This is a genomic window from Haloferax marisrubri, assembly GCF_001469875.2.
In the GTDB taxonomy this organism is placed as follows: Archaea; Halobacteriota; Halobacteria; order Halobacteriales; family Haloferacaceae; genus Haloferax; species Haloferax marisrubri.
The window spans coordinates 788,393-811,005 of record NZ_LOPW02000010.1; the positions used below are offsets into that span (position 1 = coordinate 788,393).

Sequence of the window (22,613 nt, forward strand, 5' to 3'; positions counted from 1 at the left end):
AACGGGAAGTTGAGCCCGGGTGGCTTAGCTGGACATAGCGCCGCACTCATAGGGTTTCACAATCGGTGCGGAACGCCTTGGAAGCCTCCGCCCCTCGCGAGGTCACGCCGGCCTCGCACCTGGGACATGCGGAGATCGTGGGTTCGGAGCCCACCCCGGGCATTCTTCGGTTCGTCGCACACCGAGAGTCGTCCGTGAGTCACGACGACGCTCGTTTTCCTGAGAACCGCCGCTGTGAGCCGCGGCCACGCGCCGAAACAGTCGAAGGTGCGTCGGTGACGCTAGTCGAGCGGGTCGTCGAGTTCACCCATGACCGCTTCGAGGGCGTCGGTCGCGGTGAGGAGGCCGACGACCTCGCCGTCCCGCAGGACGAGCGCGAGTTCCTGGTCTTCCGCTTGGAACTGGTCGAACGCGTCGCTGACGTTCGTGTCGGCGGCGAGCGTCATCGTCGGCGCGGCGATTTCGTCGAACGAGCGCTCGCCGGCGCGGAGCGCCTCGAAGTTGTCGATGATGGAGGGCGCGTAGACGACGCCGCGGAAATCGGTGAGCGACTCGCCGACGAGCGGGAAGCGGGTGTGCGGCGTGTTCCGAATCCGGTCGAAGTTCTCGCCGGGCGTCGCCGTCGTCGAGAGCGAGACGATGTCGTCGCTGGGAATCATGATTTCGCTGATGGAGAGTTCGTCCACGTCGAGCGCGTTGAGCACCTCGTCGCGGCGCTCCTCGGGGAGTTCGCCCTCCTGGAGGAGCGAGTCGAGACGCTCGCGGAGTTGGCCGCGGGACTCGATGACGTCGGTCTCGGTTTCGAGCCACGCGCCCGTCATCTCGATGCCGAAGAGCTTGAGCGTCCACTTGGCGACCCAGTCGCCGAACTTGATGATGGGCGAGATGGCGAGGTAAAACCAGTGCAGCGGCGCCGCCCCGTAGCGACAGACCATCCGGGAGCGCTCGACGCCGAGGTACGTCGGCGTCTGCTCGCCGTGGGTGAGGTGGAGGAGATTGATAATCATGTACGCGATGAGCGCGCCGGCCCCGATGGTTGCGAGCGTCGTGCCGGCGAAAAGCGGCTCGAACAGCGCCGCTAGCGCGGGTTCGGCGACGATACCGACGGCGATGCTCGACGCCGTAATCCCGACCTGACAGGTCGTGAGATACAGTTCGAGCTCTTGGGTCATCTCCCACGCCCGCTCGAGTCGGGAGTCGCCGTCGACGAACTCGGACTCGGTGAACTGTCGTGCGCGCGTCAGCGCGAACTCGATAGCCACGAAGAAACCGTTCGCGAGGATGAGAAGCGCCCCTGCGACGAGGCGTATACCAATCTCTGTTGGGTTCATCTGTGTCGGTGTCCCGTTCGTTCGCGTTCGACCCGTTAGAAAGCATCGGCCGTCCGGGAGTATATGTAGTCGGTTATCGGGTGTTGAGTATTATTTAATTTGAGATGAGGTTCTGACAACGATGCCGGGAAGGTTAATGTCGCAGGCGACAGACGGCCGGACGAATGACGAGTCGAGAACTCGACGCGCTGGACAGGCAGATACTGTACACGTTGCAGGCGGAGGCGCGCCGCACGTCGTCGACCGACATCGCCGACGAACTCGACGCCTCGGCGAGTACCGTCCGGAACCGCATCCAGCGGCTCGAAGCCGACGGGGTGCTCCGCGGCTATCACGCCGACGTTGACTACGAGCGCGCGGGCTACCAACTGTACACCCTCATCGTCTGTACGGCACCGATTCCGGAGCGCGCGGAGTTAGCCGAGGCCGCCGCCGCGGTCCCCGGCGTCGTCGAGGTACAGGAGGTGATGACCGGCGAGCGGAACGTCATGGTCCGGGCCATCGGCGTCGACGGCGACGATCTCAGCCGAATCGGCGAGGAGTTAGACGAACTGGGGCTTCGCGTCTCCGACGAGGACCTGATTCGGAACACCCACCGCCGACCGTACGCGAAGTTCGGCGACGGCGACGGCGAGTGAGCCACGTGGGGACGTCGCCGGTCGACCGCAACCGTGGTTCGCGTGCGACCGATAGGTAAAACCGGCTTCACGAGCCCCGAGGACAGGACACACGGCAATATTCGAACGCTCACGCGACTGGTGATGCGGTTCCCGAACCACCGGTACAGCTTTGACAGGTGATAACGAACTGGTAATCGCCGTTGTCAGAGACCCTCCCGTTCGCGTCGGTCTCTCGCCGACCGGACGCCCCCCACCACCACCACCATCACCACCAGAGCGGTTCAACGCGCTCCGACAACGGGTAGACGCAAGCTGCAACAGCATCGCGCGGTCGGGTCCCCCGCACTCGCCGCGTGGTACGCTACGTGGTTTCATCGGACGACCTCCCCCGGTCGTTCGCTTCCGACGGCGTCCACGCCTCGGTTTTTCGTTCTCCGCCGCCCGTGACTTGTGAGCGACGGGACACCGCTGTCGAGCGGTCGAGCCGGGGCTGACTCAGTCGAGTCGCTCGACCTGAATCAGCGCGACGGGGTCGTCCCAGCCGTAGACGGCGGGGTCGAGGTCGCCGTCGCCGACGATGCCGGCGTGCGGCGTGACGACGCCGCCCTCGGCGAGATCCGGGTCGCTCGCGCCGGTTCCCTCGGTGCCGGAATCGATGCCGTAGAGGGCCTGCGCAGGGGGGACCATGTCGCCGTACGCCTCCGTGTTGACCTCGGTTCCGGCGTCGTAGCTGGCCGCGAAGTACGACCGCGACTCGTTGACCCGCTCCGGGAGCGGCACGGTGTCGAGGCCGGCGAAGCCGTCGTTCGTGCCGATGAGCATGCTGACGAACGAGAGGTACGCGCCGCTGGCGTCAGTTTCCAGTTCGAGCGTCGCGGCCGCGGGGAACATCTCGCTCGCGGGGAGTTCGTCGGGGACGAGCGGCGTATCGCCGACTGCGACGCCGCGAACGTCGTCGCTCTCCTCGGCCAACTCGCCGAGCGGGCCGAGGTTCCCGTTCTCGGCGACTTCCCTGATGGCGTCGCTCGCCGGGTCGCCGACGGCGAACAGTTCGACGCTGGCGCGGTGGGCGACCACCGCCGGCGGGGTGAACGGCTGTCCAGTCGTCAGGTTCGCCACCGTCACGCGGTAGGTCCGCGCGGACTGGCCGTTTTCGTTTCCGGCCGCTTGGCCCGGAAGGCTCGCACTACCCAGACAGCCGGCGAGGGCGGTCAGCACGCCCGCGCCGGTCAGCCCGAGTACGGTTCGTCGCGTCGTCGGAGTCGTCGTGTCTCTCATTGGTCTCACGTGTGGTCGGTTCCACGAGAACGAAGACGCGAGGCCGGCTAAAGGCGATTTTTCGAGATTCGGGGTGACTCCGTGACGAATCGGGGTCGACTCTGTACCAAATTCGGACGGAAAAGACAGGAGAACCGAGGTTCGGACGGGTAAACGAGGCGCGAGCGCGTGTGGGAAGGTCAGAGAGGGACGGCGCGCGCGGGTATCTGGTCGCTCACCGGACCGTCACGTAGGTCAGGAACGCCAGCGCGACGAGTTGGAGGCCGCGGAGGACCAACACGGCCTGCTGGACGTGGGGGTCGCCGGAGTAGAGGCTCTGCATCGTGAAGAAGAAGTAGAGCGCGACGGCGTTCTCGACGAGCATGACGACGGCGAACGCGAGCAGGCCGAGGACGAGCGAGGTGCGGAACGTCCGGTAGTTGCGAATCCACACGGCGGTCAGCGCCGCGAGGAAGACGATGTTCGCGCCCGAGAGGGCGCTCGCCGCCATGATTTGGGTGTCCATTGCCATGGTCAATCGAGGTGTGTCGCGATCTCTTCGAAGGTGTCGCGGTACCGTTCGAACTGGTCGGTGAGGAAGTACAGTCGCCCGTACTTGTCGCCGCCGGCCTCGACGACCCCGTGGGATTCGAGGGCGTCGAGGTGGTGTCTGACGGTCTTGTAGCCCACGTCGAGTTCGTCGGCGAGGCGGTTCGCGTTCTGCGGCCGCTCCGAGAGGACGCGGATGATGCGGACGCGGTTCTCGCCGCCGCGGGTCGCCGTGAGTAGATACCAGAGCGCCTTCTCCATCGACTGTTCGTTTGACTGATTGGTCGAGCGCGGTAATATTCTCGCGGGTGCCTTCGACGCGACGGGTTCGACTCGGCGACGACCGCACATGAGCGTTGTTCCAGTTCCGTACCAAATTCGGGTGGAGTCTCCGGGCGCGCCGAATCGGCCTCGTCACCGAATCGAACCGAACCGGCAGGGGACGCCGCCAACGGCAGTAAGGGATATGTCGGTCGCGTCCTACGAAAACTCGTATGGACGACGACGCCGGGCAGAACGCGTGCACCATCGAGTCGCCGAAGGGCAGACCGTGTCCCTTCTGTGGCACGTCGATGGACCACCGCCACTGCAAGTACGTCTGCCCGGAACACGGGGTCGTCTACGACTGTAGCGACACGTTCTGGTAACGAAAACTGACAGATGACGCCCGCGCCGGTACCACCGCGAAGTCGGCGGGTTCGCCGGTTGATTTCACGACAGCACGAAGCGTTATGTCGGCGGAGGCCTAACGAATGACTGTCCTCCCCGGTCAGCTCAGTTGGTCCCGAGTCGGACGCGGCCACGCACACGAAACGATGCTCAACGAATCACAGGTCGAGGCGGGAAAAGACATCCAACAGCGGACGGGAAAGACGTTTTATTTCGCAACGCGGCTGCTCCCCGAGCGCGTCAGACACGCCACGTACGTGCTGTACGCATTCTTCCGTGTCGCCGACGAGGTCGTCGACGCCGAGGAGACCGCGCCGCCGGCACAACAGCGCGAGCGTCTCGAACGCCTCCGCGCCGAGGCGCTCGGCGAAGTCGAGACCGACGACCCCGTCCTGTCGGCGTTCGCCGAACTCAGGGAACGCTACGGTATCGACCCCGACGACGTGAACGTCTTCATCGACGCCATGGAGTCGGACATCGAAAAGGACCGCTACGAGACCTACGAGGAGTTAGAGACGTACATGGACGGGTCGGCCTCCGCGGTCGGCCGGATGATGACGGACGTCATGCGCCCCGACGACCCCGAGGCGGCGCTCCCGCACGCGACGGCGCTCGGGCAGGCGTTCCAGATGTCGAACTTCCTCCGCGACGTGGGCGAAGACGTGGTCGAACGAGACCGGGTGTACCTCCCGCAGACGACGCTCGACCGCCACGGCGTCGACACCGAACAGATTCTCGCGCTGGAGTTCGACGAGCGCGTCGCCGACGTGATGCGCGACGAACTCCGCCGAACGGAATCGCTGTACCGCGACGGCGTCGCCGGCATCGAATACCTCCCGGCGGACTGCCGGTTCCCGGTGCTCCTCTCGGCGGTGCTGTACGCCGACCACCACCGGTCGATTCGAAAGCTCGACTACGACACCCTCACGACGACGCCCGAACTCGGCTTCGGCCGGAAGGTCACGCTCCTCGCGAAGACCGCGGCGTACTGGGCCGTCTGGCGCGACCCCGTCGCCGTGTTCAAGGCCGTCAGCGTCGTCCCGTACCCGGAAGACGACGAACTCGACGCGGAGTTCGGCCCCGGTTCGACGCCGGTCGGCCGCGCCCGCCGCAGCGGACGCGTCTCCGGGTGGCTCCGCTCTCTGAGCCGCTGGGGCTCGGACTGAGCGCCGCACAATTTCTCCGCGACTGAAACGATTTACTGGGTGGCCGCTAGAGACCTCACCATGTATCGCGTCACCCTCGACACCCGGTTAGACTGTCCGCTGGGACGGGTGACCGCCGCGCACGACGTGACGCTGACCACGCCGTACTGGAATCTCTCGCCCGAGACGGGCCGGTGTGACCTCTGGGTCGAAGCCTCGTCGCCGGGGCGGTCGCAGTTGGAGTCCGGCATCCGGGCGCTCAGAGACGCCGACGGGGTCAGCTATTTCGAACTCAAGCGGAAGCGCGGTTCGCACGCGACCGCCCACGTGGTGCTCGAAGAGACCGTCGCCATCGAAACGGTCCTCGCCAACGGCGGCGCGGTCATCGCCCCGCTCCGCGACAGAGACGGCTGGGAGCGGTGGCATCTCGGTTTCGCCGACGCCGACGCCGCAGCCGCCACCCTCGACTCGCTCGACCGTCGCTACGAACTCGCCGTCGTCGAGCAGACGCCGCTCGACGACTCGATTCCGACCGACGTCTTCCGGCACTTCCACGAGGCCGCGACGCTCCTCGACGGCTGTGAGCGACTCACCGACACGGAGGCGCAGGTGCTCCGCACCGCGGTCGAACACGGCTACTACGAGACGCCGCGAAGCGAGTCGCTCGCCTCTCTCGGCGACCGCTGTGGCGTCTCCGACGTGGCCATCTCGAAGACGCTCCGCCGCGCTGAGCGAAAGCTCCTCGGTGCCGCCGTCTCCGCGCTCGCCGGCCTCGATGGTTTCGACACCGCCCCCGGCCCCGGTTCCGACTCCACACCCCACACCGACTCCAACTCGGCGAACGCGCGACCCGACGGCGGGGGTTAGCATCCTAACCCACCGGTTCTCCGGGGTCGCCGGCGTAGGTCTCGGTGATGAGCGCACACGCCGACGAACCGCTCTCGACCGCCGACGGACCGAGACCGATTCCCGATACGCTCCCGCAGACTGCCGACTCGCTCACGCCCGCGACCCCGCTGTCTCCCGACCGCTCACGCCATGCTCGGTGAGTCACGTCTCGACGGTCGGTACCGAAACGCCGCCCTGTTCGTCCTCTTGGCCGCCCTGTGGGGTGGGGCGTACCCCGCGATAACGGTCGGTCTGGAGTCGTTCCCACCGATTCTGTACGCCGCGCTTCGACTCGACCTCGGTGCGGCCCTCCTGTTGGCGTACGTGGGGTGGCGCGCCGACTACTGGCGGCCCCGGACGAGGCGCGATTGGGCGGTCGTCGCCCCGGCCGGGCTCTTGGCGCTCGCAGGCTACAGCATCCTCCAGAACGTCGGCCAGCAGACCGTCCCGAGCGCGGTCGCGTCGGTGCTCGCGGGGCTGATTCCGATACTGACCGTCGGCTTCGCGAAGCTGTTTCTCCCCGACGAGCGGTTCGGCCCTGTCGAACTGCTCGGCGTCGTCGTCGGCTTCCTCGGATTGGTCGTTATCACCGACCCGGACCCGGCGAACCTCCTCGGGGCGAACACCGCAGGGCAGGTGGTGCTGGTGCTCGCCGCGGCCTCGTTCGCACTCGGCGGCGTGCTCACTCAGCGAATCGACGCCGAGATACCCTTCGCCGCCCGCACCGCGTGGGCGATGGTCGTCGCGGCCATCGCGACCCACCTCGCCAGCGCCGCGAGTCCGACGGAGTCGCTGGCGCAGGTCGACGTGTCGCTTGCGGGGCTCGCTGGCCTCGTCTATCTCGGCGTCTTCGCCAGCGCGGTCAGCTACCTGCTGTACTTCTCGCTTCTCCCCCGCCTCGGCTCGGTCGAACTCAACCTCGTCACCTACGCCACCGCCGGCTTCGGAGCGGTGTACAGTTGGCTCCTGTTCACGGAACCCGTGACCGCGGCCACGCTCCTCGGCTTCGGGCTCATCCTTCTCGGCTTCGGCCTGCTCAAGTGGAAACGACTTGGGGCAGTCTATCGAGGTCGGCGTCGTGGCGTCGAGTCCGACTGAAACAGCCGCCGGCGAGCACCGACGCTCAGGAGCGCCACGGCAACCGCCGCGGAAGCCGCAGGAGCCGCGAGTCGAACCGGTCCGTCTTGAGCAGTCCGACGCCGAACAGCGCCGCGACCGCGACGGGAATCCAGTTGCCGAACCACGCGTTGATGCCGCCCCAGAGGATGACGAAGCTCACCAGGTCGTCGAGCATGAACTCCGTGCGGTCGAGTCGCGCGAGGAGCGCCTCGCGGTCGAACGACCGGTCGAGCGCGACGACGGCGACGGTCGCGCTGACGACCCAGCCGGCGTAGTTCGAAAGCGGGACGCCGTAGAACAGGCGCGCGTCGTCGGCGAGGCGGTAGTACTCCCAGAAGCCGAGCGCGACCGCGCCGGGGTCGAGCACCACGTCCATGGCGAGGACGGCCGCGATGACGACGCCGAGGCGGACGGCCCCGTTGCGGGCGCGGTCGCCCAACAGGAGCAGACACAGCAGGTAGGCGTTCATCACGAGCGGGATGAAAAACACCGGGAGCCCGACGGGGACGCCGGCGACCGTCGGCCCGAGGTCGACGCCGTAGTGGAACCAGCCGTAGGGCCAGCCCGTGGTGACGCCGGTGTACTCGATGGCGTAGGCGTAGGCGGTGAGCGCGCCGACGCCGAGGGCGGCCCGACGTGTCACGAGCGGGAGGACGCCCACGATGAGCGGCGAGCGCATCACGAGCGTCCCGAGGAGGATGAGAAACGCGTTGAACGCGAGCGGGTCGGGGAGCCAGCCCATCGCGCTGGCGACGAGGAGCACCGCGCCGTTCAGCGGGAAGAACACCGAGATGGTAAAGCGGTTGTCGCGCACCAGCCGGTCGAGCGACGCCTCCGCCTCGCTCCGGGTGGACGGCAGGCGCGCTCGCAGGTCGCTCGCGCTCACGGACGCACCTCCGGGGACTCGCCGTTACCCATTGACGAGCCTCCAGAGAGCCCCGAGGGTGATGAGCATGCCGACGACGGTGTTGATGACGGGATACCACCAGTACGCCCGGTCCACGTCGACGCCGGCGGCGACGATGCCGAGGACGACGACCGGATAGGCCGCCAAGAGCGCGCCGAGTCGGAGGTCGACCGCGGCGAAGGCGACGGCGGCGAGACCCCACGTCGCGGCGCAGTACCAGTAGGTCCGGCGCTCGCCGAGGGCTGTCGCAGTCGTCCGAATACCGGCCTCGCGGTCGGGTTCGATGTCCGGAATCGCGGAGAACGTGTGCATCCCCATCGTCCAGAGCCACGCGCCCGCGACGGCGAGCATCGGGGGGTTCGACCCCGAGACGGCCGCGTAGGCGGCGACGCCCGGCAGGACGTACAGGCCGTTCGACACCGAGTCGAGAAGCGGCGTCGTCTTGAACCGAAGCGGCGGGGCGCTGTACTCGACGGCGAGGAAGAAGTGCGCGGCGAGCCACGGCCACGCCACCCGCGGGACGAGGACGAACAGGCCGACGCCGAGCAGGCCGCTCCCGGCGACGACGGCGGTGTTCACGGGGTCGCCGCGCCAGCGGGCCTCGCGGTCGTCTTTCTTCGGGTTCGCCTCGTCCACGTCGGCGTCGAACACGTCGTTGACGCCGTAGAGGAAGACGTTCGCGGGGACGAGGAAGTACGCGAACAGGGCGACCGCTTCGAGGCCGAACAGGTCGGCGGGGGCGCTCGCGGCGGCCGCGACGCCGACGACGACGGGACCGGCGAGGTAGAGCCAGAAGCGGGGCCGCGAGAGGACCGCGAGGTAGACGAGGCGGTCCCGCAGACCGCCGTCTGCCCGGGCGTTGCTCTCTCGTCCACCGTCGCCGCCCTCCCCGACCTCGGTCTCTGCGGCCATGTCGGCGCTCACCTCGCGTCGTCGGCCATCTCCTCGGCGGTGAGTTGGCCGCTGATGAGACACATCGGGACGCCGATACCCGGCGTGGTAAACGACCCGGTGAAGTAGAGGCCGTCGACCGCGTCGGAGCCGTGGGGCGGGCGGAGCAGCGCCGTCTGGAACAGCGTGTGCGCGAGGCCGAGCGCCGTGCCCTGCGTGCTGTTGTAGCGCTCCTTGAAGTCGTTCACGCAGAACGACTCCTCGACGACGATTCTGTCGCGGAGGTCGACGCCGGTGTTGTCGGCGATGTCGTCGAGGACGAGGTCGCGGTAGCTCTCGCGGAGTTCCGGCGTGTCCTCCAACCCGGCCGCGATGGGGACGAGCGCGAACAGGTTGCTGTGACCCTCGGGTGCGACCGAGTCGTCGGTCTTCGACGGCACACAGAGGTAGTACGCGGGGTCGTCGGGCCACGCCGGGTCTTCGAATATCGTCTCGAAGTGGTCGTCCCAGTCGGTGGGTAACACGAGCGTGTGGTGGGCGAGTTCGTCCACGTCGCCCTCGACGCCGAGATAGAGCAGGAACGCCGAGGGGGCGTACGTTCGGGAGTCCCAGTAGTCGGCGTCGTACTGGCGCTTCTTCTCCGGGAGGAGCTCCTGTTCGGTGTGGGCGTAGTCGGCGTCGGAGACGACCTGGTCGCAGAGGAACTCGCGGCCGTCCTCAGTGCGGACGGCGAACCCGCCGCGGCGACCGGCGATTTCGGCCACCGGGGAGTCGGTGTGGAACTCGACGCCCAACTCCTCGGCGAGGTCGACGATGGCGTCGACGACGCCCGCGAGGCCGCCGTCGGGGTAGTAGACGCCCATGTTGAAGTCCACGTGGCTCATGAGGTTGTAGAGCGCCGGCGTGTTGTTCGGCGCGCCGCCGAGGAACACCAGCGTGTACTGCATTATCTGCTGGAGCTTCGGGTGGTCGAAGTAGTTCTCGACGTGGTCCTGCATCGACCCGACGAGCGACAGCCCCCACGAGTACCGGAACACGTCGAGGTCGATGTAGTCGGTGAGGTCCGGGCGGTCGGTGTAGACGAAGTGCTCCATCCCGATGCGGTAGTTCCGCTCGGCCTTCCGGAGGTAGTCGTCGAGCCGGTCGCCCGCGCCGGGTTCGTACGACTCGAAGGTGGCCTTGTTGGCCGCGACGTCGGGGAGCATGTCGACCCGGTCGCCGTCCTTGAAGAAGATGCGGTAGTGCGGGTCGAGCCGGGTCAGCCCGTAGTAGTCCTCCGGTTGCTTGCCGAAGTAGGCGAAGAAGCGCTCGAACACGTCGGGCATGAGGTACCACGACGGCCCCATGTCGAACCGGAAGCCGTCGCGTTCGAGCGTGCTGGCTCGGCCGCCGAGCTGTTCGTTCTTCTCCAACAGCGTCACGTCGGCACCGGCGTCCGCGAGGTAGCACGCCGTCGAGAGGCCGCCGAAGCCGCCGCCGACGACGACGACGGACTCGCCGGCGAGAGAGTCGAGAGCCGAGACAGAATTCATGTCCGTTCGTAAGGACGTAGAGGACATAAATCGACTGACCGAATCGACTGCCGTCGGGGGGTAGCTTTAGGCTCGGTCCCTCCTTACGGCCCCGCATGAACGACACCACCGCGGTGGTCACAGGCGCGAGTTCCGGAATCGGCGCGGCGGTCGCGCGCGCTCTCGGTCGCGCCGGTGCGACTGTCGTCGCCTGCGCCCGCGACGGCGACGCCCTCCAGTCGGTCGTGGACGACATCGAGGCCGGCGGCGGGACCGCCAGCGCCGTCCGCGCCGACGTGCGCGACGAACTCGACATGGAGCGCCTGATGGAGACGGCGGCCCGCGCCGGCGGGCGCATCGACGTGCTCGTCGCCAACGCCGCCGTCGCCCACGGCACGCCCGGCGAGATGCCCGCGCCCGAGGAGTCCTACGCGGCGTTCGACGACACGCTCCGGACCAACGTCCGCGGCGTCTTCGCGGCGGTCAAAGAGGCGCTCCCGCACATGGCCGACGACGGACGCATCCTCGTGCCCTCCGGCGCTATCGCTCGCGAGGCGAAGCCGGGGATGGGCGCGTACGCCGTCTCCAAGGCGGCCGCCGAGGCGCTCGGCCGGCAGTTCGCCGCCGACTGCGACCAGACCGTGACGGTCGTCGACCCCGGCCTCGTCGCCACCGACCTCACCGGCGGACAGGGCCGCGACCCCGACGACGTGGCCGATCTGTTCGTCTGGGCGGCGACCGACGCCGACCCCGCCGAGTTCGACGGCGACATCGCGGACCTCAAGGCGTGGAAACAGGCGACGCGGTGAGGTCTCTCGTCGGTTCGACCCCCGCGCTCCGCCGGAATCGCGCCCCTTATTAATCCGAACCATTTCGTTCATAATATGAACCGTTCGACGGCCATCGGCGCGGGGAGCGTCGTGGCACTCGTCGCGCTCTCCGGATACGCCGCGAGCGCCGAGGCGTGGAACCTCCTTATCGTCTCGTGGGCCGCCTTCGGCGCGATGGCGCTCGCCGCGCCCTTCGGCGCGCGGAGCCGGACCGAACACGCCGAGGGACTCGTGTGGGGCTACGGCCTCGCCAGCGGCGCGATGGTGACGAGCGCCGCGGTGTTTCTGGTCCCGCAGGCGCTCGGCCACCACCCTCAGTTCGGCGGCTTCGGCATCGCGTTCGGCATCCTCGCGGGCTTCGCCGCCCACACCGTCGGCCACCGCTTCGCTCACATGAACTTCCCCGTGGACCGCACCGTGACCGAACTCTCGGCGCACGCCATCTCCGCGGGCGCGATTATCGGCATCGTCTACGGCAACATCGACGTGGGCGTCGGTCTCGGCCTCGCCATCGTCTCGCACAAGGGACCGGCCGGCTACGCCGCCGCCCGCCGGCTCTCGGGACAGGACAAGTCGGTCGCCCCGCTTCTCCTCCCCGCGGCGGGCCTCGGCATCGCCGCCATCGTCTCCAGCGCCGTCTCGCTCCCGGCGACCGACGCCTTCCGCGGACTCGTCTTCGGGTTCGCCTCCGGCGTCTTCCTCCACGTCGCCATGGACTTCCTCCCGCGCTGTGAAATCGGCAGCGAGATTCACGAACTCCTGTCGGTCGAAGACGGCCACGCCCACGCGATTCTCGACCGCCTCCGGGTCCACGCCGCGCTGAGCACCGGCGTCGGCGGCCTCGCCGTCTTCGCCGCGTGGCTGGTGCTCAACTAATCGACTCTTGACGACTCGACGACTCGACGACTCGACTACTCGCCGGCCGGCCCGAGGTAGCCCCACGCGAGCAGTCGGTCGCCGTCGCCGCTTATCCACCGCTCGCCGATGTCGTCGCGGTAGTACAGGTTCGGGATGACGATGTCGTCGACGCGGTCGTACGCCTGTTTTCTCGCCTCCTGCATCGTCTCGCCCTTCCCGGTGACGACGAGCGGGATGCCGCTTTCACCGGCGGCGCGCCACTGTCCATCGACGAGCTTCGCGTCCTCGATGTGGACGCCCTCGCGGCTGTCGGTCTCGAAGACGACCGCCGCGTTCCGCGAGTTCTCGTCGTAGGTCTTCTCGTCGGTGAAGGGGAACGGCGGCAGGACGATGCGGACCGCGATTTGGTAGCCGCTGTGGACCGATAGCTCGGGGTCGTTGCCGTGGGCGAGGTCGTAGAAGAACTGCGCGGTCGACGACTCGAACGACTCCTCTTGGAGCGTAATCGTCGGGTAGCCGAACCGCGGCGTGAACTCCAGCGGGTAGATGCCGTGTTCGTTGACGATGCAGTTGATGTCGATGCTCCCGACGTAGCCCTCCTCGGCGAGCCACGGTTCGAGCCGGCCCAGCGTCTCCTCGAACAGCCGGTTCCGCCCGGCCCAGAACATCGACGTGCCCATCTCGCCGGTCGAGGGGCCGATGTTGCCCGGAAAGAGCTTCTTGTGCTCGAAGTTGAAGTTCACCGGGTCGACGAACGTCTCCCCGTTGAAGAAGCCGCAGACGGCGATTTCGACGCCTTCGACCTTCCGCTGGAGCTGAAAGCCCTTCATCCGGTGGCCCCACGCCTGCTTGTACGCGCGGAGCACCTCGACCACGTCGCTCCCGTCGTCCTCGTTGCCGACGTAGAGGAGTCGCTTGACGTTCTGGACCTCGCCGAGCGGCTTGATGACGTAGGGGGCGCGGTTCCGCCGGACGTACTCGATTCCCTCGTCGAAGTCGCGGAAGATGCGCTGTTCGATGGTGTTGACGCCGTGTTCTTCGAGCACGTCCATGGCGTAGCCGCGGTCCTCTTCGAGGCGGTCGGTGTTCGGCGTCCCGCCGACGACGGCGTGCCCCTCCTCGCGGAGTTCCTGCGCCAGCGCCCCGGTGCCGATATCGGAGCCGACCCAGATGTCGTCGAAGACGATGACGTCGGCCCACTCGACCTCCGCGCGCCAGTCGTCGGTCTTCGGAACGAAGCCGTCGCCAATTTCCTTGTCCCGCTCGGCTTCGATGTAGTACCGCACGTCGTGGCCCTCCCTGTGGACCTGCCACGCGAGGTCGGTGATGAGCGCGGCGTCCGCCGACACGAAGAGGAAGTTCATAGCCGAGGACTCGGGCGCGACCTGAAAACTGTATGCGTGGTGAGAGGTAGCGCGGGCCGCTCAGTCGCTCGTCAGCCGGCGAAGTTGGACGGAGACGCCGAGCGCCGCCCCGAGGAGCAACACGAGGTTGAACGCCGCTTGGAACGGCGCGCGGTACTCGGGGTTCACCCACGTCGTGATGGTCTGGCTGGCGTTGAGGTAGAACTGGAGCGCCGCGATGAGCGCGAGCAACAGCAGTCCCGCGAGCACCGCGTAGTCGAGGTAACGACGCATCCGCTCCGCGAACTCGCGGTTCTCGGTTTCCTCGTCGTCTCCCGCGTCGTCGGCACTCTCGGTCGGCTCCGGGGTCGCGTCAGTCGATACCGTCGTCTCGGTGTCGGCCTCGTCGGCAGTCGTCGAGTCGTCGCTCATTTCGACCACCTCCGGGCGACGAAGACGGCCGCGAGCAGTCCCACGACCGCCACTATCGGGCCGAATCCGGGTGCCGCCGAGGAGGTCTCGGTCTGCTCGTACGCGGTTTCTCGCGGTGCGTCGCCGTCGCCGTTCTCGAAGTCTTCGACGCGGAGTTCCACGTCCTCTCTGGTCTGGTTCACGCTAATCGTCCTCGTTGGGTTCAGGTTCGCCGCGCCGCGGGCGGTGTCGATGACGACCCCGTCGCGGAGCAACACGGCGTCGATGTAGTAGTTGTAGTCGTTCGGGACGCTCGCCGACGCGCCCACCGTCTCGGTCCGGCCGGCCGCGATGGTCCCCGCGTCCACCGTCGTCCGGGAGGCCACGATGTTGGATTCGGCCTGCCGGAGGACGAACAGCACGGAGAGTTCCTCGGCCGGGTCGTCGCCGGCGTTCGTCAGCGTCGCCGTCAGGTCCAGCGTCGTCCGGTCCTCGTCGGCCTCGGCGATGGCGAAGGAGACGGGCGGGAGCGCCTCGCTGTCGGTGAACGAGGTGGTCGACCGGAGGTACGGCGGCTTGATGGCCGAGACGCCGCGGACGCTCTTTCGCGCCTCGTCGACCCGCTCGTCGTCGCTGTAGAGTACGACCTCGATGTCGTAGCCGCCCTCGCGGGGGACCGTGAGGTTGGTCGTCGTCGCCGTCTCACCGTCCTTCGAGAGCGTCCCCACGTCGAGTTCCCGCGTCGTCGTCAACAGCCCCGACTCGGCGTCGACGGCGCGAACGAGGACGCTCACGTTCCGCGTGGGGTTGCCTCGGTGGTCGATTCGCGTCTCGATTTCGAGGGTGACCGTCTCCCCCGTCGCCTGCCCGGCCGCGATGGAGACGCCGGCGACGTCCACCGGTCCGGGTCGGACGGGCCCGTCGTCGGTCGGGTCCGCGATGACCCCCGGCACGACGGCGGCGGCGACCAGCGCCACGACGACGACGCCGACCGCCCCGGCGGTGAGGAGGGCGTTTCTTTCCATACCCGACTGACATTTACGGTCGGGTATATGTTTTGTCCCCGACGGGTTGACGGAGCGAGCGACGCGGCGGCGACGCCGCGGCCGTGGGGACCCGCTCGCGACCGGGAGTGTCATGGTAAGTGTGAACACACGCTTTCGTCCCGGAGCGCGTATCTCTACTGCTATGTCGAAGGCAATGCAGCAGGCGACGTGTTCGTGCGGGTTCAGCGTGACATCCGAGAACAGAAACGAGGTCGTGAAAGTGATTCAGGAACACGCCCACGACGAACACGGAAAAGAGATGACGAGAGACGACGTGCTGGCGATGATGAAGCAGGCCTGACGAGCGTGGTCGGGCGTGGATTTTTATAGGACGGCGTAGCGATATGTGGCATGGCAACATACGTTATCGGGACGAACTCGGTCCACACGAGCGCCGAAGTCTGCGACTATCTCTCGCGGCGAATCGACGCCGGCGACGTGCTCCACGTCGTCAACTCCCACCCCGGCGGCGACGAGACCGACAGCGAGGACGCCCGCGACGGCGAGGACGCCCTGAACGTCGTCGTCTCCCGACTCGGCGACCTCGTGGACGTAGAGACACACCAGTACATCCGCGGTAACGACGCCGCCGAGGACATCCTCCAGTGCGCCGACGAACAGGACGCGGACGAAATCGTCATCGGCATCCGAAAGCGCAATCCGACCTCGAAAATCGTCTTCGGCAGCACGGCACAGGACGTGCTGTTGAACTCGAACGTCCCGATGGCGGTCGTCCCGCTGGAAAAAGTCTAATCGACGCGTCCGAGACCGGTCGCGGCCGACTCAGTCTCCGGCCCGGTACTCGACGAGAACCATCTCGAACGCGGGCTCCTCGTCGCCTTCCTCCTCGTAGAACGCCATGTAGCCCGGCAGCGGGCTCTCCGGCGTGACACAGCTCTCCCAGAAGACGCTCCCGTTCGTCCGGACGACGAAGTTCGCGCACTCCAAGCCGGCGTAGGCGGAGATTTCCTCGACTCTGAAGCTCACGTTGCCGTTCGCGCCGGAGGCCTCCCAGCCGTCGCCGACGCTGAGCGTCTCGCCGTCGACCCCGCTGTAGTACGGCGAATCGAAGCCAATCGTGGCGACCGACCCCGACGGGCTTCCGGCGAGTTCGCCGTAAATCTCGTCCGGCGGCGCGCTCACGGTCTGCTCGCTCGTCGTGTTGGGCGTGACCAGTTTCGTCCGAATCGTCACCTCGTCGTCGGTCGCGGAGACGACCTCCCACTCGTAGGTGGCGGTGCCGTCGATGCTCGGACTCGTGATGTCGTAGCGGTAGTACTGCCCGGTCCGGTACCGCTGGTCCCACGTCCCGTTGAAGTCGAAAGACGTCCTCTCGGTTGCGTCGCCGTCGCCGCTCTGGTCTGCCGAGTCGCCGTCGGCGGCGGTCGCGGTCGCGTCCGTCGCGCCCGCCGACGAGTCGGTCGCGGTCGTGGCGTCGCCGCCGACGCCGCCCCCGCACCCGGCGAGGAGAACCATGAGTGCGACGAGGAACACTCGCGCTACTGTGGGTTGCATACAAGACACGAGAGGCCACCCGGGGACATAATAGACACGTCAGACGGGACGAGGGCGCACGGGGCGAACCGAGACGAACCGTTCAGTTCTCGCCGTCGGCCTCGAGGACCTTCTCGGCGAGCGTCGGCACGAACGTCCCGATGTCCGTGACCATGCCGATGGCCTGCGAGGAGCCGCGGTCGAGCAGTTGCGTGACGGTCGCGGGGTTGATGTCCACGCAGACGGTCTTCGCCGTCGAGGGCAGGCAGTTGCCGACGGCGACCGAGTGCAGAAGCGTCGAGAGCATGAGCACCATGTCGGCGCGGTGGGCCTGCTCGCGGATGGCGTTCTGCGCCTCGATGGTGTCGGTGATGGTGTCCGGAAGCGGGCCGTCGTCCCGAATCGACCCCGCGAGGACGTACGGCACGTCGTTTTTCACGCACTCGTACATCACGCCCTCCGTGATGAGGCCCTCCTCGACCGCCTCGGCGATGCCGCCGGCGCGGATGACCTCGCTGATGGTGTAGATGTGGTGTTTGTGACCCTTTCGGGGGTGTTCCATCGTCTCCATGTCCATCCCGAGAGAGGTGCCGTACAGCCCGCGTTCGATGTCGTGGGTGGCGAAGCCGTTCCCGGCCGAAATCATGTCCACGTAGCCCTCGCGGACGAGTTCGGCGAGGGCGTCGCCGCCGCCCGAGTGGATGAGCGCCGGCCCGGCGACGACGAGGACGTTCCCGCCGTCGGCTTTGGTCTCGCGGAGCGCGTCGGCGACCTCGCCGATGAGCGACTCCGAGGGGCGTTCCGAGGAGACGCCGCCCTGCATGAACCCGAAGGGGCCGGAGGCGTCGCGGGGCCGCTCCGGCGGCTTGACGCGAATCCCCGCCTCGTCGGTGACGACGAGGTCGCCCTCCTCGATGCCGTTGAGGACCTTCGTGTAGGCCCGCGGGCCGTCGTCAGTCTCCTCGACGACTATCGCGCAGTCCATCTCGATGTCCTCGACCGGGAGCCACTCCCCTTGATACCGAACGTCGGTCGGGTGGTTCGTCGTCGAGTAAAAGCCCACGGGGACGACCCGGTCGGCCGGCGAGGCCTCGACGCGGGCGTCCACGGGGTCCGTGAGGTTCGCGCCGATTTGGTGGAGTTCGTGCAGTATCTCCTGGAGCGTCTCGCGGTCGTCCGCGGTCACCGACATCCGGCAGTAGGAGGTCTGGTCTTTCTGCCGTCCGACGTCGAACTGCTCGACGTCGAAGTCGCCGCCGAGGTCCATCACGATACCCATGGCCTGTTGCATCATCCCCGAGTCGATGATGTGGCCCTCGAGTTCGACCGTGCGCGTGAACGTCATCGACGGAGAGACGGGGGAGGCGGCAAAGTGGGTTACGGACACGACGACGCGGAGAAAAGACGGATTCGAAGGGAGTCGGTCCGCTCAGAGGAAGAAGCTCTTGAACGTGTTGGCGACGGTCCAGACGACCTGGTCGACGGGGTGACCCCGCTCGCCGGAGACGCGGATGCGGTCGTCGGCGAGGGCGTCTTGAACCTCGGCGAGCGGGTCAGACGAGTCGGCGATGGTTTCGAGGGTCTGTCGGTCCGTCGTGATTCGGGTCGACGCCTCGTCGTTGGCGCCGGTCGAGATGTCGTCGATGCGCATGTCGTCTTGCACCGACGCCGAGAACACGTGCGTCTCGTCGCCGTCTTCGATGTAGACGTTCACCGTCTTCCCCGCGATGAGGCTTCGGGCGAACGACACGTCGAGCTGTTCGACGTTATCGTTGTACAGCGCGACGCCCTCTTCGAGGAGCTGTTGCATCTCCTCGTCGCTCGGTGCCTCCGACTCCTGTGCGAACACCGGCGCGGACGCGGCCACCGCGACGAGCGCGACGGCGAGGAACAACGAGACGAAACGGGTGGATGTGGACATTTCTGTGTGGTATATGCCGGGCGAGGACATAATGGTTCCCGCGAGCGTTCAACGGGATGACTCGTTCCCGTCAGCGAACCGTTCCGAGGAACGACAGGAGATGGCCGAACGTCTGTTCGAACGCCCGGCCGTAGTGGTCGAAGTGGTCCGCGGGGAGTTCGACCAGCGTCGAGTCCGGAAGCTCGTCGGCGAGGTCGGCCACCGCGTCGGCGGGCGCGAGGTCGTCGCGCGTCCCCGAGACGAGGAGCGTCGGGCAGGTGACCGCCTCAGGGTCGGGAAGCGCCCGGTAGCGAAGTAACGAGAGGAACAACCGAGCGGGCGTCTCGTCTCGCCACGCGCTCCCCGGCGGCACGAGGTCGCGGTAGGCGGCGCGGACCCCGGGGTCCTCGAAGACGGCCATCGACGAGCCGTCGCCGACGACCGGGACGCGATAGGGGCCGAGGAGCCGCGACTGGAGCCTGTCGCGGACGCCGGCGGCGACCGCCGCGAGCGTGCCTTTGACGCCTCGCCCCCGCGTGACTGCCTTTCCGTCGAGCATCGGGTTCTGGGCGACGACGGCGGCGACGCGACCGTCTTCGGCCGCCGCGCGGAGCGCGTAACCGCCGGAGAGCCCCGACCCCCAGAGGACGAGCGAGCGCGAGTCGATTTCGTCGCGTCCGCGGAGGCCGTCGAGCGCGGCGTGCCAGTCGGCGACCTGCGAGTCGGGCGCGACGAGGTTCCGGGGTTCGCCGTCGGAGTCGCCGGTGTGCCGATAGTCGAAGAGGAACGCCGCGTAGCCCGCCTCGGCCAGCCGCTCCGCGTAGGGTCGGAGCCCGAAGCGACGCTCCGCGGCGAGTTCGCCCGCCATGACGACCACCGGCGGCGACTCGACGCCGTCGGGGCGGTAGAGCCAGCCCGCGCAGTTCGTCCCCTCGCTCTCGAACGTCAGCGAGACGCGCGAGTACTCGAAGTGCGAGGGCCGACGCGGGCCGCGCGCGGCGGGGCGCTCGCCGCGGTGACGCCACGCGCTCACGCGTCACCCTCCTCGTAGAGGCTGTCGAGGACGCGTTGCGATAGCTCCTCGTCGTCCAGCGAGTAGTCGTTGTACGCGCGAATCCAGTCGGCTTCGAGCGTCCACGTCGCCTGCACGTCGCCCTCGCTTCGGAGCACCGTCGCCTCGACGGTCCTCGGGACGAACTCGTCGTCGCGGGCGAGGTCGAGGAACGCCGTGACGGCGCGGCCGACTTCGCCGTGGTCGGGTTCGACGTCCGGGAACGCCGTGAGATAGGTCAGCGAGACAGACTCGTCGAGGGAGATCGACTCGACGCTGATGCCGTTGCCGCGGAGCGCCTCCTCGACGGCGGCCGCCGGTTCGAGGTCGTTCATACCACGCGATACGACTGCCGGCGGCTAAACGTTTGCCGCGAGACAGGACGACGCACGGGTCCGACCGACGGCGTCGAGTCGGCTCGGCAGGGACGAAACGATTCAGTCCGCGCTCGCGTCGGCCCGGCGGAGCGCGTCGCGGAGCGAAAACAGCGGCTCGATGTCGCCGGCGGCGTAATCCACGAGGAGTCGAGTGAGTTCGGCGTGCGTCCGCGTGTGGTCGAGTCCCGCGACGACCCCCTCGACGTACGCCTCGCCCAGCGCCTCGCCGACGTGCGCGCCCTTGACGTGGTCGTCCTCGACGCCGAGGCGTTCGAGGTAGCCCGCCGGGAGGTCGTAGTCGTCGTACCAGACCGAGGGCTGGTCCACGCCGGCTTCCTTGCACGCCTTCCACAGCGCCGGAATGTCGCGGTTCGGACGGACCGCTTCCGGGTACGCCTCGGCGGCGAGCGTCCCGAGGTCGACGTGGTCCGCGAACAGCGCGTCGATTCGGCTCGGCGCGTCCGCCCAGACGCCGGCGTCCGCGACTCGGTCGGCCCACGCGCGGAGGTGGTGTTCGTCGAAGTACTCGCCGTTGTAGGTGACGACGGCCCCGCTGCGGGCCTCGCACCACTCGACGACCCGCCGGAGGAGGTCGGCGGTGTGTTCAAGCGACCAGTCGCCGTCGCGGAGGAGCACCTCGACTTCGACCTCGGCGTCGTCGCTGGCGCGGTGGCCGAGGCCGACGGCGACCAACTCGAAGTCGTCGGTGTTTCGGAAGTCGCTCGGCGGACCGTTCGGGCTGGCCGTCTCGATGTCGAGTGCGAGTCGCCCCTCGTGCATACCCCGCTGTTCCGCCGGCGGGAGTCAAAAGTGGCCGGATTGTTCGGCGATTCGAACGGTCCGAGACGGACGCACCGCTCACGGTTCGAGCGGGTCAGAAATGAAGTGAAGTGGAAGTGACGTTCGCCGCGGGCGTGCGGCGACAGCCGAGCGCGTCGGCGCTCGCTATTCGGAGCCGAACATGTTGCGCATCATCGGGTGCATCTCCATGAGCTGTTCCTCCGCGATCTCCTCGTACAGTTTGTACGTGATGGAGACCGTAAGGAGCAGCCCCGTCCCGGAGACTGCGCCGATGGTGCCGAGCATGTTCGCCATGACGGCGAGCAGGCCGACGAGCGCGCCACCGATGACGGTCACTTGCGGGATGTACCGCTCCATGACCTTCTCGATGACCTGCGGGTTACGTCGGAACCCGGGAATCTGCATCCCGGAGTTCTGAATCTGTCGCGCGGTCGATTCCGGACCCATGCCCGTCGTCTCGACCCAGAATATCGCGAACACCGCGCCACCGACGATCATGAAGACCAGGTCGATGAGCACGCGGATGGCGATGTCGAGCGGGTCGGCCGACGTGAGTCCGAGGAACCACATCCAGTCGGACCGCGACTGGATGGGCGCGAGGTAGTAGAACAGGCCACCGGTGACCTGTCCGCTCGTGTACTGGCCGAGCCACGCTGGCATGGCCGCCCACGAGTTGTTGAGGATGCGCCCGAGGAACTGGATGTTCGCCTGCAGGGCGCGAACGAGGATCATCGGCAGGACGCTCGCGTAGATGAGCTTGACCGGGAAGCGACCGCGGGCACCCTTCACACGGGCGTGCGAGAGGGGAATCTCGACGCGGACGCTCTCGGCGTAGACGACGATGCCGAAGATGAGCACCGTCGTGATAAGCGCGAGCAGTTGACCCTGACCGAGGAAGATCGTCGACAGCAGGTCGGTCGGCGAGGCCGGCAGTTCGACGGCACCGGTGACGATGCCGATCCACGTCGGGAAGAACCCGGACGTACCGCCGAGGCCCTGCCAGCTGAACAGCCCACCGACGAGCTGCTGGCTGACGCCGGCGATAATGAACAGGCCGACCCCGGAGCCGACGCCCCACTTGCTGACGATCTCGTCCATGAACAGGATGAGGACACCACCGACGGCGATCTGCGCGAAGATGAGTCCCTTCACGCCAAGCGTACCGATGCCGAGCGACGCCGCTACGGCTTGGTCGGCCGGCAGGAAGTTGCCGGCGAACACCATCGGCGCGCCCGTCAGGACGATCATGACCCCGACGAGCAGCTTCTGCAGTCCCTGATAGAGGACCTGGTCGCGCGGGTTGTTGTCCGTGTCGAGCCCGAGCAGGTCAGCACCGCCAAGCAGTTGTAGGACGATGCTCGCCGTGACGATGGGACCGATGCCCAGTTGGAGCACCGAGCCCTGCTGGCCGGCCAAGATGGACCGGAACTGACCGAACAGGTCGTTCGCGGTCGCGGCGTCGAGGCCGAACAGCGTCACGTTCGTCAGGAAGAAGTACAGAACGAGGATGCCGCCAGTCCACCCGAGCTTCCGGCGGAACGGTACGTGTCCCTCCGGACGGGCGACTGCGGGCATCCGCGCCAGCACTGGTTCGGCGGCGTCCTTCCATCCCATG

27 protein-coding genes and 1 tRNA gene are annotated in these 22,613 nt (G+C 67.6%); 10 read left to right on the forward strand and 18 right to left on the reverse strand.

The genetic code is table 11. The features are described 5' to 3' along the window. Nucleotides 1-13: 13 nt before the first annotated feature. Nucleotides 14-162 (forward strand) — tRNA-Met (locus tag AUR65_RS10995). Between the two features lie 119 nt (nucleotides 163-281). On the opposite strand, the gene AUR65_RS11000 is transcribed toward AUR65_RS10995, so the two are convergent. Beyond that, complete coding sequence (locus AUR65_RS11000) at nucleotides 282-1,331, reverse strand: CNNM domain-containing protein (protein WP_058566932.1); 1,050 nt, start codon at nucleotides 1,329-1,331, stop codon at nucleotides 282-284. Between the two features lie 164 nt (nucleotides 1,332-1,495). Between AUR65_RS11000 and AUR65_RS11005 the strand changes: the two genes are divergently transcribed. Further along, on the forward strand, nucleotides 1,496-1,969 hold the full coding sequence (locus AUR65_RS11005; RefSeq protein WP_058566933.1) for an Lrp/AsnC family transcriptional regulator: 474 nt from the start codon (nucleotides 1,496-1,498) through the stop codon (nucleotides 1,967-1,969). 477 nt (nucleotides 1,970-2,446) lie between these two features. On the opposite strand, the gene AUR65_RS11010 is transcribed toward AUR65_RS11005, so the two are convergent. The 3 genes from AUR65_RS11010 to AUR65_RS11020 all read right to left on the reverse strand — a co-directional run bounded on the left by AUR65_RS11010 (nucleotide 2,447) and on the right by AUR65_RS11020 (nucleotide 4,018). Then, nucleotides 2,447-3,229 carry a spondin domain-containing protein gene (locus tag AUR65_RS11010; protein ID WP_058566934.1) on the reverse strand — a complete coding sequence of 261 codons (783 nt, stop codon included), beginning with the start codon at nucleotides 3,227-3,229 and terminating at the stop codon, nucleotides 2,447-2,449. A gap of 214 nt (nucleotides 3,230-3,443) precedes the next feature. Continuing rightward, nucleotides 3,444-3,740: a hypothetical protein gene (locus tag AUR65_RS11015; RefSeq protein ID WP_049905074.1), complete on the reverse strand. Its 297-nt coding sequence runs from the start codon at nucleotides 3,738-3,740 to the stop codon at nucleotides 3,444-3,446. 2 nt (nucleotides 3,741-3,742) lie between these two features. Next, nucleotides 3,743-4,018 (reverse strand): ArsR/SmtB family transcription factor, encoded by a 276-nt coding sequence (locus tag AUR65_RS11020; protein WP_007275375.1) that lies wholly within the window; start codon nucleotides 4,016-4,018, stop codon nucleotides 3,743-3,745. 233 nt (nucleotides 4,019-4,251) lie between these two features. Here AUR65_RS11020 and AUR65_RS19990 point away from each other — a divergent pair, with 233 nt between their 5' ends. The 3 genes from AUR65_RS19990 to AUR65_RS11030 all read left to right on the forward strand — a co-directional run bounded on the left by AUR65_RS19990 (nucleotide 4,252) and on the right by AUR65_RS11030 (nucleotide 6,438). Next, nucleotides 4,252-4,404, forward strand: coding sequence for an HVO_2523 family zinc finger protein (locus AUR65_RS19990; protein WP_199180592.1), 153 nt, complete (start codon nucleotides 4,252-4,254; stop codon nucleotides 4,402-4,404). A gap of 168 nt (nucleotides 4,405-4,572) precedes the next feature. Continuing rightward, nucleotides 4,573-5,592 carry a phytoene/squalene synthase family protein gene (locus AUR65_RS11025; RefSeq protein ID WP_058566997.1) on the forward strand — a complete coding sequence of 340 codons (1,020 nt, stop codon included), beginning with the start codon at nucleotides 4,573-4,575 and terminating at the stop codon, nucleotides 5,590-5,592. 60 nt (nucleotides 5,593-5,652) lie between these two features. Continuing rightward, nucleotides 5,653-6,438: a helix-turn-helix domain-containing protein gene (locus AUR65_RS11030; RefSeq protein ID WP_058566935.1), complete on the forward strand. Its 786-nt coding sequence runs from the start codon at nucleotides 5,653-5,655 to the stop codon at nucleotides 6,436-6,438. A 4-nt stretch (nucleotides 6,439-6,442) separates the two neighbouring features. Here AUR65_RS11030 and AUR65_RS20440 read toward each other — a convergent pair whose 3' ends face one another. Further along, nucleotides 6,443-6,574: a hypothetical protein gene (locus AUR65_RS20440; RefSeq protein WP_269844092.1), complete on the reverse strand. Its 132-nt coding sequence runs from the start codon at nucleotides 6,572-6,574 to the stop codon at nucleotides 6,443-6,445. Between the two features lie 35 nt (nucleotides 6,575-6,609). Here AUR65_RS20440 and AUR65_RS11035 point away from each other — a divergent pair, with 35 nt between their 5' ends. Continuing rightward, nucleotides 6,610-7,557 (forward strand): DMT family transporter, encoded by a 948-nt coding sequence (locus AUR65_RS11035; RefSeq protein ID WP_058566936.1) that lies wholly within the window; start codon nucleotides 6,610-6,612, stop codon nucleotides 7,555-7,557. A gap of 25 nt (nucleotides 7,558-7,582) precedes the next feature. Here AUR65_RS11035 and cruF read toward each other — a convergent pair whose 3' ends face one another. Genes cruF through AUR65_RS11050 form a run of 3 tightly spaced genes read right to left on the reverse strand, consistent with a single transcriptional unit; the run spans nucleotide 7,583 to nucleotide 10,908 of the window. Then, nucleotides 7,583-8,464, reverse strand: coding sequence for a bisanhydrobacterioruberin hydratase (gene cruF, locus AUR65_RS11040; protein WP_058566937.1), 882 nt, complete (start codon nucleotides 8,462-8,464; stop codon nucleotides 7,583-7,585). A gap of 24 nt (nucleotides 8,465-8,488) precedes the next feature. After that, nucleotides 8,489-9,409, reverse strand: a complete 921-nt coding sequence (locus tag AUR65_RS11045) for a prenyltransferase (protein WP_084816427.1) — start codon at nucleotides 9,407-9,409, stop codon at nucleotides 8,489-8,491. Continuing rightward, the gene (locus AUR65_RS11050) at nucleotides 9,406-10,908 is read right to left on the reverse strand and encodes a phytoene desaturase family protein (RefSeq protein ID WP_058566938.1); all 1,503 of its coding nucleotides are present in this window, start codon (nucleotides 10,906-10,908) and stop codon (nucleotides 9,406-9,408) included. The genes AUR65_RS11045 and AUR65_RS11050 overlap by 4 nt, the downstream gene beginning before the upstream one ends. A gap of 95 nt (nucleotides 10,909-11,003) precedes the next feature. Between AUR65_RS11050 and AUR65_RS11055 the strand changes: the two genes are divergently transcribed. Beyond that, a complete protein-coding gene (locus AUR65_RS11055) occupies nucleotides 11,004-11,696 on the forward strand; it encodes an SDR family NAD(P)-dependent oxidoreductase (protein ID WP_058566939.1) in 693 nt (230 codons plus the stop codon). Nucleotides 11,697-11,771: 75 nt separating this feature from the next. Continuing rightward, on the forward strand, nucleotides 11,772-12,593 hold the full coding sequence (locus AUR65_RS11060) for a ZIP family metal transporter (protein ID WP_058566940.1): 822 nt from the start codon (nucleotides 11,772-11,774) through the stop codon (nucleotides 12,591-12,593). Between the two features lie 35 nt (nucleotides 12,594-12,628). On the opposite strand, the gene AUR65_RS11065 is transcribed toward AUR65_RS11060, so the two are convergent. From AUR65_RS11065 to AUR65_RS11075, 3 genes are read right to left on the reverse strand one after another with little or no spacing between them, the layout of a single operon-like run. Continuing rightward, a complete protein-coding gene (locus AUR65_RS11065; RefSeq protein WP_058566941.1) occupies nucleotides 12,629-13,939 on the reverse strand; it encodes a phosphoribosylamine--glycine ligase in 1,311 nt (436 codons plus the stop codon). 60 nt (nucleotides 13,940-13,999) lie between these two features. Beyond that, entirely contained in the window at nucleotides 14,000-14,359 is a 360-nt protein-coding gene (locus tag AUR65_RS11070; RefSeq protein WP_103429259.1) for a hypothetical protein, read from the reverse strand. Further along, nucleotides 14,347-15,354 carry a DUF7490 domain-containing protein gene (locus tag AUR65_RS11075; protein WP_058566942.1) on the reverse strand — a complete coding sequence of 336 codons (1,008 nt, stop codon included), beginning with the start codon at nucleotides 15,352-15,354 and terminating at the stop codon, nucleotides 14,347-14,349. Before AUR65_RS11075 ends, AUR65_RS11070 begins: the two co-directional genes overlap by 13 nt. A 163-nt stretch (nucleotides 15,355-15,517) precedes the next feature. On the opposite strand from AUR65_RS11075, the gene AUR65_RS11080 reads away from it, so the two are divergent. After that, nucleotides 15,518-15,676, forward strand: coding sequence for a DUF1059 domain-containing protein (locus tag AUR65_RS11080; RefSeq protein WP_158250835.1), 159 nt, complete (start codon nucleotides 15,518-15,520; stop codon nucleotides 15,674-15,676). Between the two features lie 50 nt (nucleotides 15,677-15,726). Beyond that, a complete protein-coding gene (locus tag AUR65_RS11085) occupies nucleotides 15,727-16,128 on the forward strand; it encodes a universal stress protein (protein ID WP_058566943.1) in 402 nt (133 codons plus the stop codon). A gap of 30 nt (nucleotides 16,129-16,158) precedes the next feature. Here the strand turns inward: AUR65_RS11085 and AUR65_RS11090 are convergent, their stop codons facing one another. The 7 genes from AUR65_RS11090 to secY all read right to left on the reverse strand — a co-directional run bounded on the left by AUR65_RS11090 (nucleotide 16,159) and on the right by secY (nucleotide 22,612). Next, on the reverse strand, nucleotides 16,159-16,851 hold the full coding sequence (locus tag AUR65_RS11090) for a hypothetical protein (RefSeq protein WP_058567000.1): 693 nt from the start codon (nucleotides 16,849-16,851) through the stop codon (nucleotides 16,159-16,161). A gap of 121 nt (nucleotides 16,852-16,972) precedes the next feature. Beyond that, nucleotides 16,973-18,214: an ornithine cyclodeaminase gene (locus AUR65_RS11095; protein ID WP_058566944.1), complete on the reverse strand. Its 1,242-nt coding sequence runs from the start codon at nucleotides 18,212-18,214 to the stop codon at nucleotides 16,973-16,975. Nucleotides 18,215-18,298: 84 nt separating this feature from the next. After that, nucleotides 18,299-18,790: a hypothetical protein gene (locus tag AUR65_RS11100; protein WP_058566945.1), complete on the reverse strand. Its 492-nt coding sequence runs from the start codon at nucleotides 18,788-18,790 to the stop codon at nucleotides 18,299-18,301. 70 nt (nucleotides 18,791-18,860) lie between these two features. Beyond that, nucleotides 18,861-19,802 carry an alpha/beta hydrolase gene (locus tag AUR65_RS11105; RefSeq protein WP_058566946.1) on the reverse strand — a complete coding sequence of 314 codons (942 nt, stop codon included), beginning with the start codon at nucleotides 19,800-19,802 and terminating at the stop codon, nucleotides 18,861-18,863. Next, nucleotides 19,799-20,155 carry a hypothetical protein gene (locus AUR65_RS11110; RefSeq protein ID WP_058566947.1) on the reverse strand — a complete coding sequence of 119 codons (357 nt, stop codon included), beginning with the start codon at nucleotides 20,153-20,155 and terminating at the stop codon, nucleotides 19,799-19,801. The genes AUR65_RS11105 and AUR65_RS11110 overlap by 4 nt, the downstream gene beginning before the upstream one ends. A 102-nt stretch (nucleotides 20,156-20,257) precedes the next feature. Continuing rightward, on the reverse strand, nucleotides 20,258-20,977 hold the full coding sequence (locus AUR65_RS11115) for a hypothetical protein (protein ID WP_058566948.1): 720 nt from the start codon (nucleotides 20,975-20,977) through the stop codon (nucleotides 20,258-20,260). A gap of 165 nt (nucleotides 20,978-21,142) precedes the next feature. Beyond that, nucleotides 21,143-22,612, reverse strand: coding sequence for a preprotein translocase subunit SecY (gene secY / locus AUR65_RS11120; protein WP_058566949.1), 1,470 nt, complete (start codon nucleotides 22,610-22,612; stop codon nucleotides 21,143-21,145). Nucleotide 22,613 lies beyond the last annotated feature (1 nt).

What these genes read in the sequence shown, in the direction of transcription:
- AUR65_RS11000 (WP_058566932.1), bottom strand. Translation starts at nt 1,331, where the DNA reads ATGAACCCAACAGAGATTGGTATACGCCTCGTCGCAGGGGCGCTTCTC.
- AUR65_RS11005 (WP_058566933.1), top strand. Translation starts at nt 1,496, where the DNA reads ATGACGAGTCGAGAACTCGACGCGCTGGACAGGCAGATACTGTACACG.
- AUR65_RS11010 (WP_058566934.1), bottom strand. Translation starts at nt 3,229, where the DNA reads ATGAGAGACACGACGACTCCGACGACGCGACGAACCGTACTCGGGCTG.
- AUR65_RS11015 (WP_049905074.1), bottom strand. Translation starts at nt 3,740, where the DNA reads ATGGCAATGGACACCCAAATCATGGCGGCGAGCGCCCTCTCGGGCGCG.
- AUR65_RS11020 (WP_007275375.1), bottom strand. Translation starts at nt 4,018, where the DNA reads ATGGAGAAGGCGCTCTGGTATCTACTCACGGCGACCCGCGGCGGCGAG.
- AUR65_RS19990 (WP_199180592.1), top strand. Translation starts at nt 4,252, where the DNA reads ATGGACGACGACGCCGGGCAGAACGCGTGCACCATCGAGTCGCCGAAG.
- AUR65_RS11025 (WP_058566997.1), top strand. Translation starts at nt 4,573, where the DNA reads ATGCTCAACGAATCACAGGTCGAGGCGGGAAAAGACATCCAACAGCGG.
- AUR65_RS11030 (WP_058566935.1), top strand. Translation starts at nt 5,653, where the DNA reads ATGTATCGCGTCACCCTCGACACCCGGTTAGACTGTCCGCTGGGACGG.
- AUR65_RS11035 (WP_058566936.1), top strand. Translation starts at nt 6,610, where the DNA reads ATGCTCGGTGAGTCACGTCTCGACGGTCGGTACCGAAACGCCGCCCTG.
- AUR65_RS11050 (WP_058566938.1), bottom strand. Translation starts at nt 10,908, where the DNA reads ATGAATTCTGTCTCGGCTCTCGACTCTCTCGCCGGCGAGTCCGTCGTC.
- AUR65_RS11055 (WP_058566939.1), top strand. Translation starts at nt 11,004, where the DNA reads ATGAACGACACCACCGCGGTGGTCACAGGCGCGAGTTCCGGAATCGGC.
- AUR65_RS11060 (WP_058566940.1), top strand. Translation starts at nt 11,772, where the DNA reads ATGAACCGTTCGACGGCCATCGGCGCGGGGAGCGTCGTGGCACTCGTC.
- AUR65_RS11065 (WP_058566941.1), bottom strand. Translation starts at nt 13,939, where the DNA reads ATGAACTTCCTCTTCGTGTCGGCGGACGCCGCGCTCATCACCGACCTC.
- AUR65_RS11075 (WP_058566942.1), bottom strand. Translation starts at nt 15,354, where the DNA reads ATGGAAAGAAACGCCCTCCTCACCGCCGGGGCGGTCGGCGTCGTCGTC.
- AUR65_RS11080 (WP_158250835.1), top strand. Translation starts at nt 15,518, where the DNA reads ATGTCGAAGGCAATGCAGCAGGCGACGTGTTCGTGCGGGTTCAGCGTG.
- AUR65_RS11085 (WP_058566943.1), top strand. Translation starts at nt 15,727, where the DNA reads ATGGCAACATACGTTATCGGGACGAACTCGGTCCACACGAGCGCCGAA.
- AUR65_RS11090 (WP_058567000.1), bottom strand. Translation starts at nt 16,851, where the DNA reads ATGGTTCTCCTCGCCGGGTGCGGGGGCGGCGTCGGCGGCGACGCCACG.
- AUR65_RS11095 (WP_058566944.1), bottom strand. Translation starts at nt 18,214, where the DNA reads ATGACGTTCACGCGCACGGTCGAACTCGAGGGCCACATCATCGACTCG.
- AUR65_RS11100 (WP_058566945.1), bottom strand. Translation starts at nt 18,790, where the DNA reads ATGTCCACATCCACCCGTTTCGTCTCGTTGTTCCTCGCCGTCGCGCTC.
- AUR65_RS11110 (WP_058566947.1), bottom strand. Translation starts at nt 20,155, where the DNA reads ATGAACGACCTCGAACCGGCGGCCGCCGTCGAGGAGGCGCTCCGCGGC.
- AUR65_RS11115 (WP_058566948.1), bottom strand. Translation starts at nt 20,977, where the DNA reads ATGCACGAGGGGCGACTCGCACTCGACATCGAGACGGCCAGCCCGAAC.
- secY (WP_058566949.1), bottom strand. Translation starts at nt 22,612, where the DNA reads ATGGGATGGAAGGACGCCGCCGAACCAGTGCTGGCGCGGATGCCCGCA.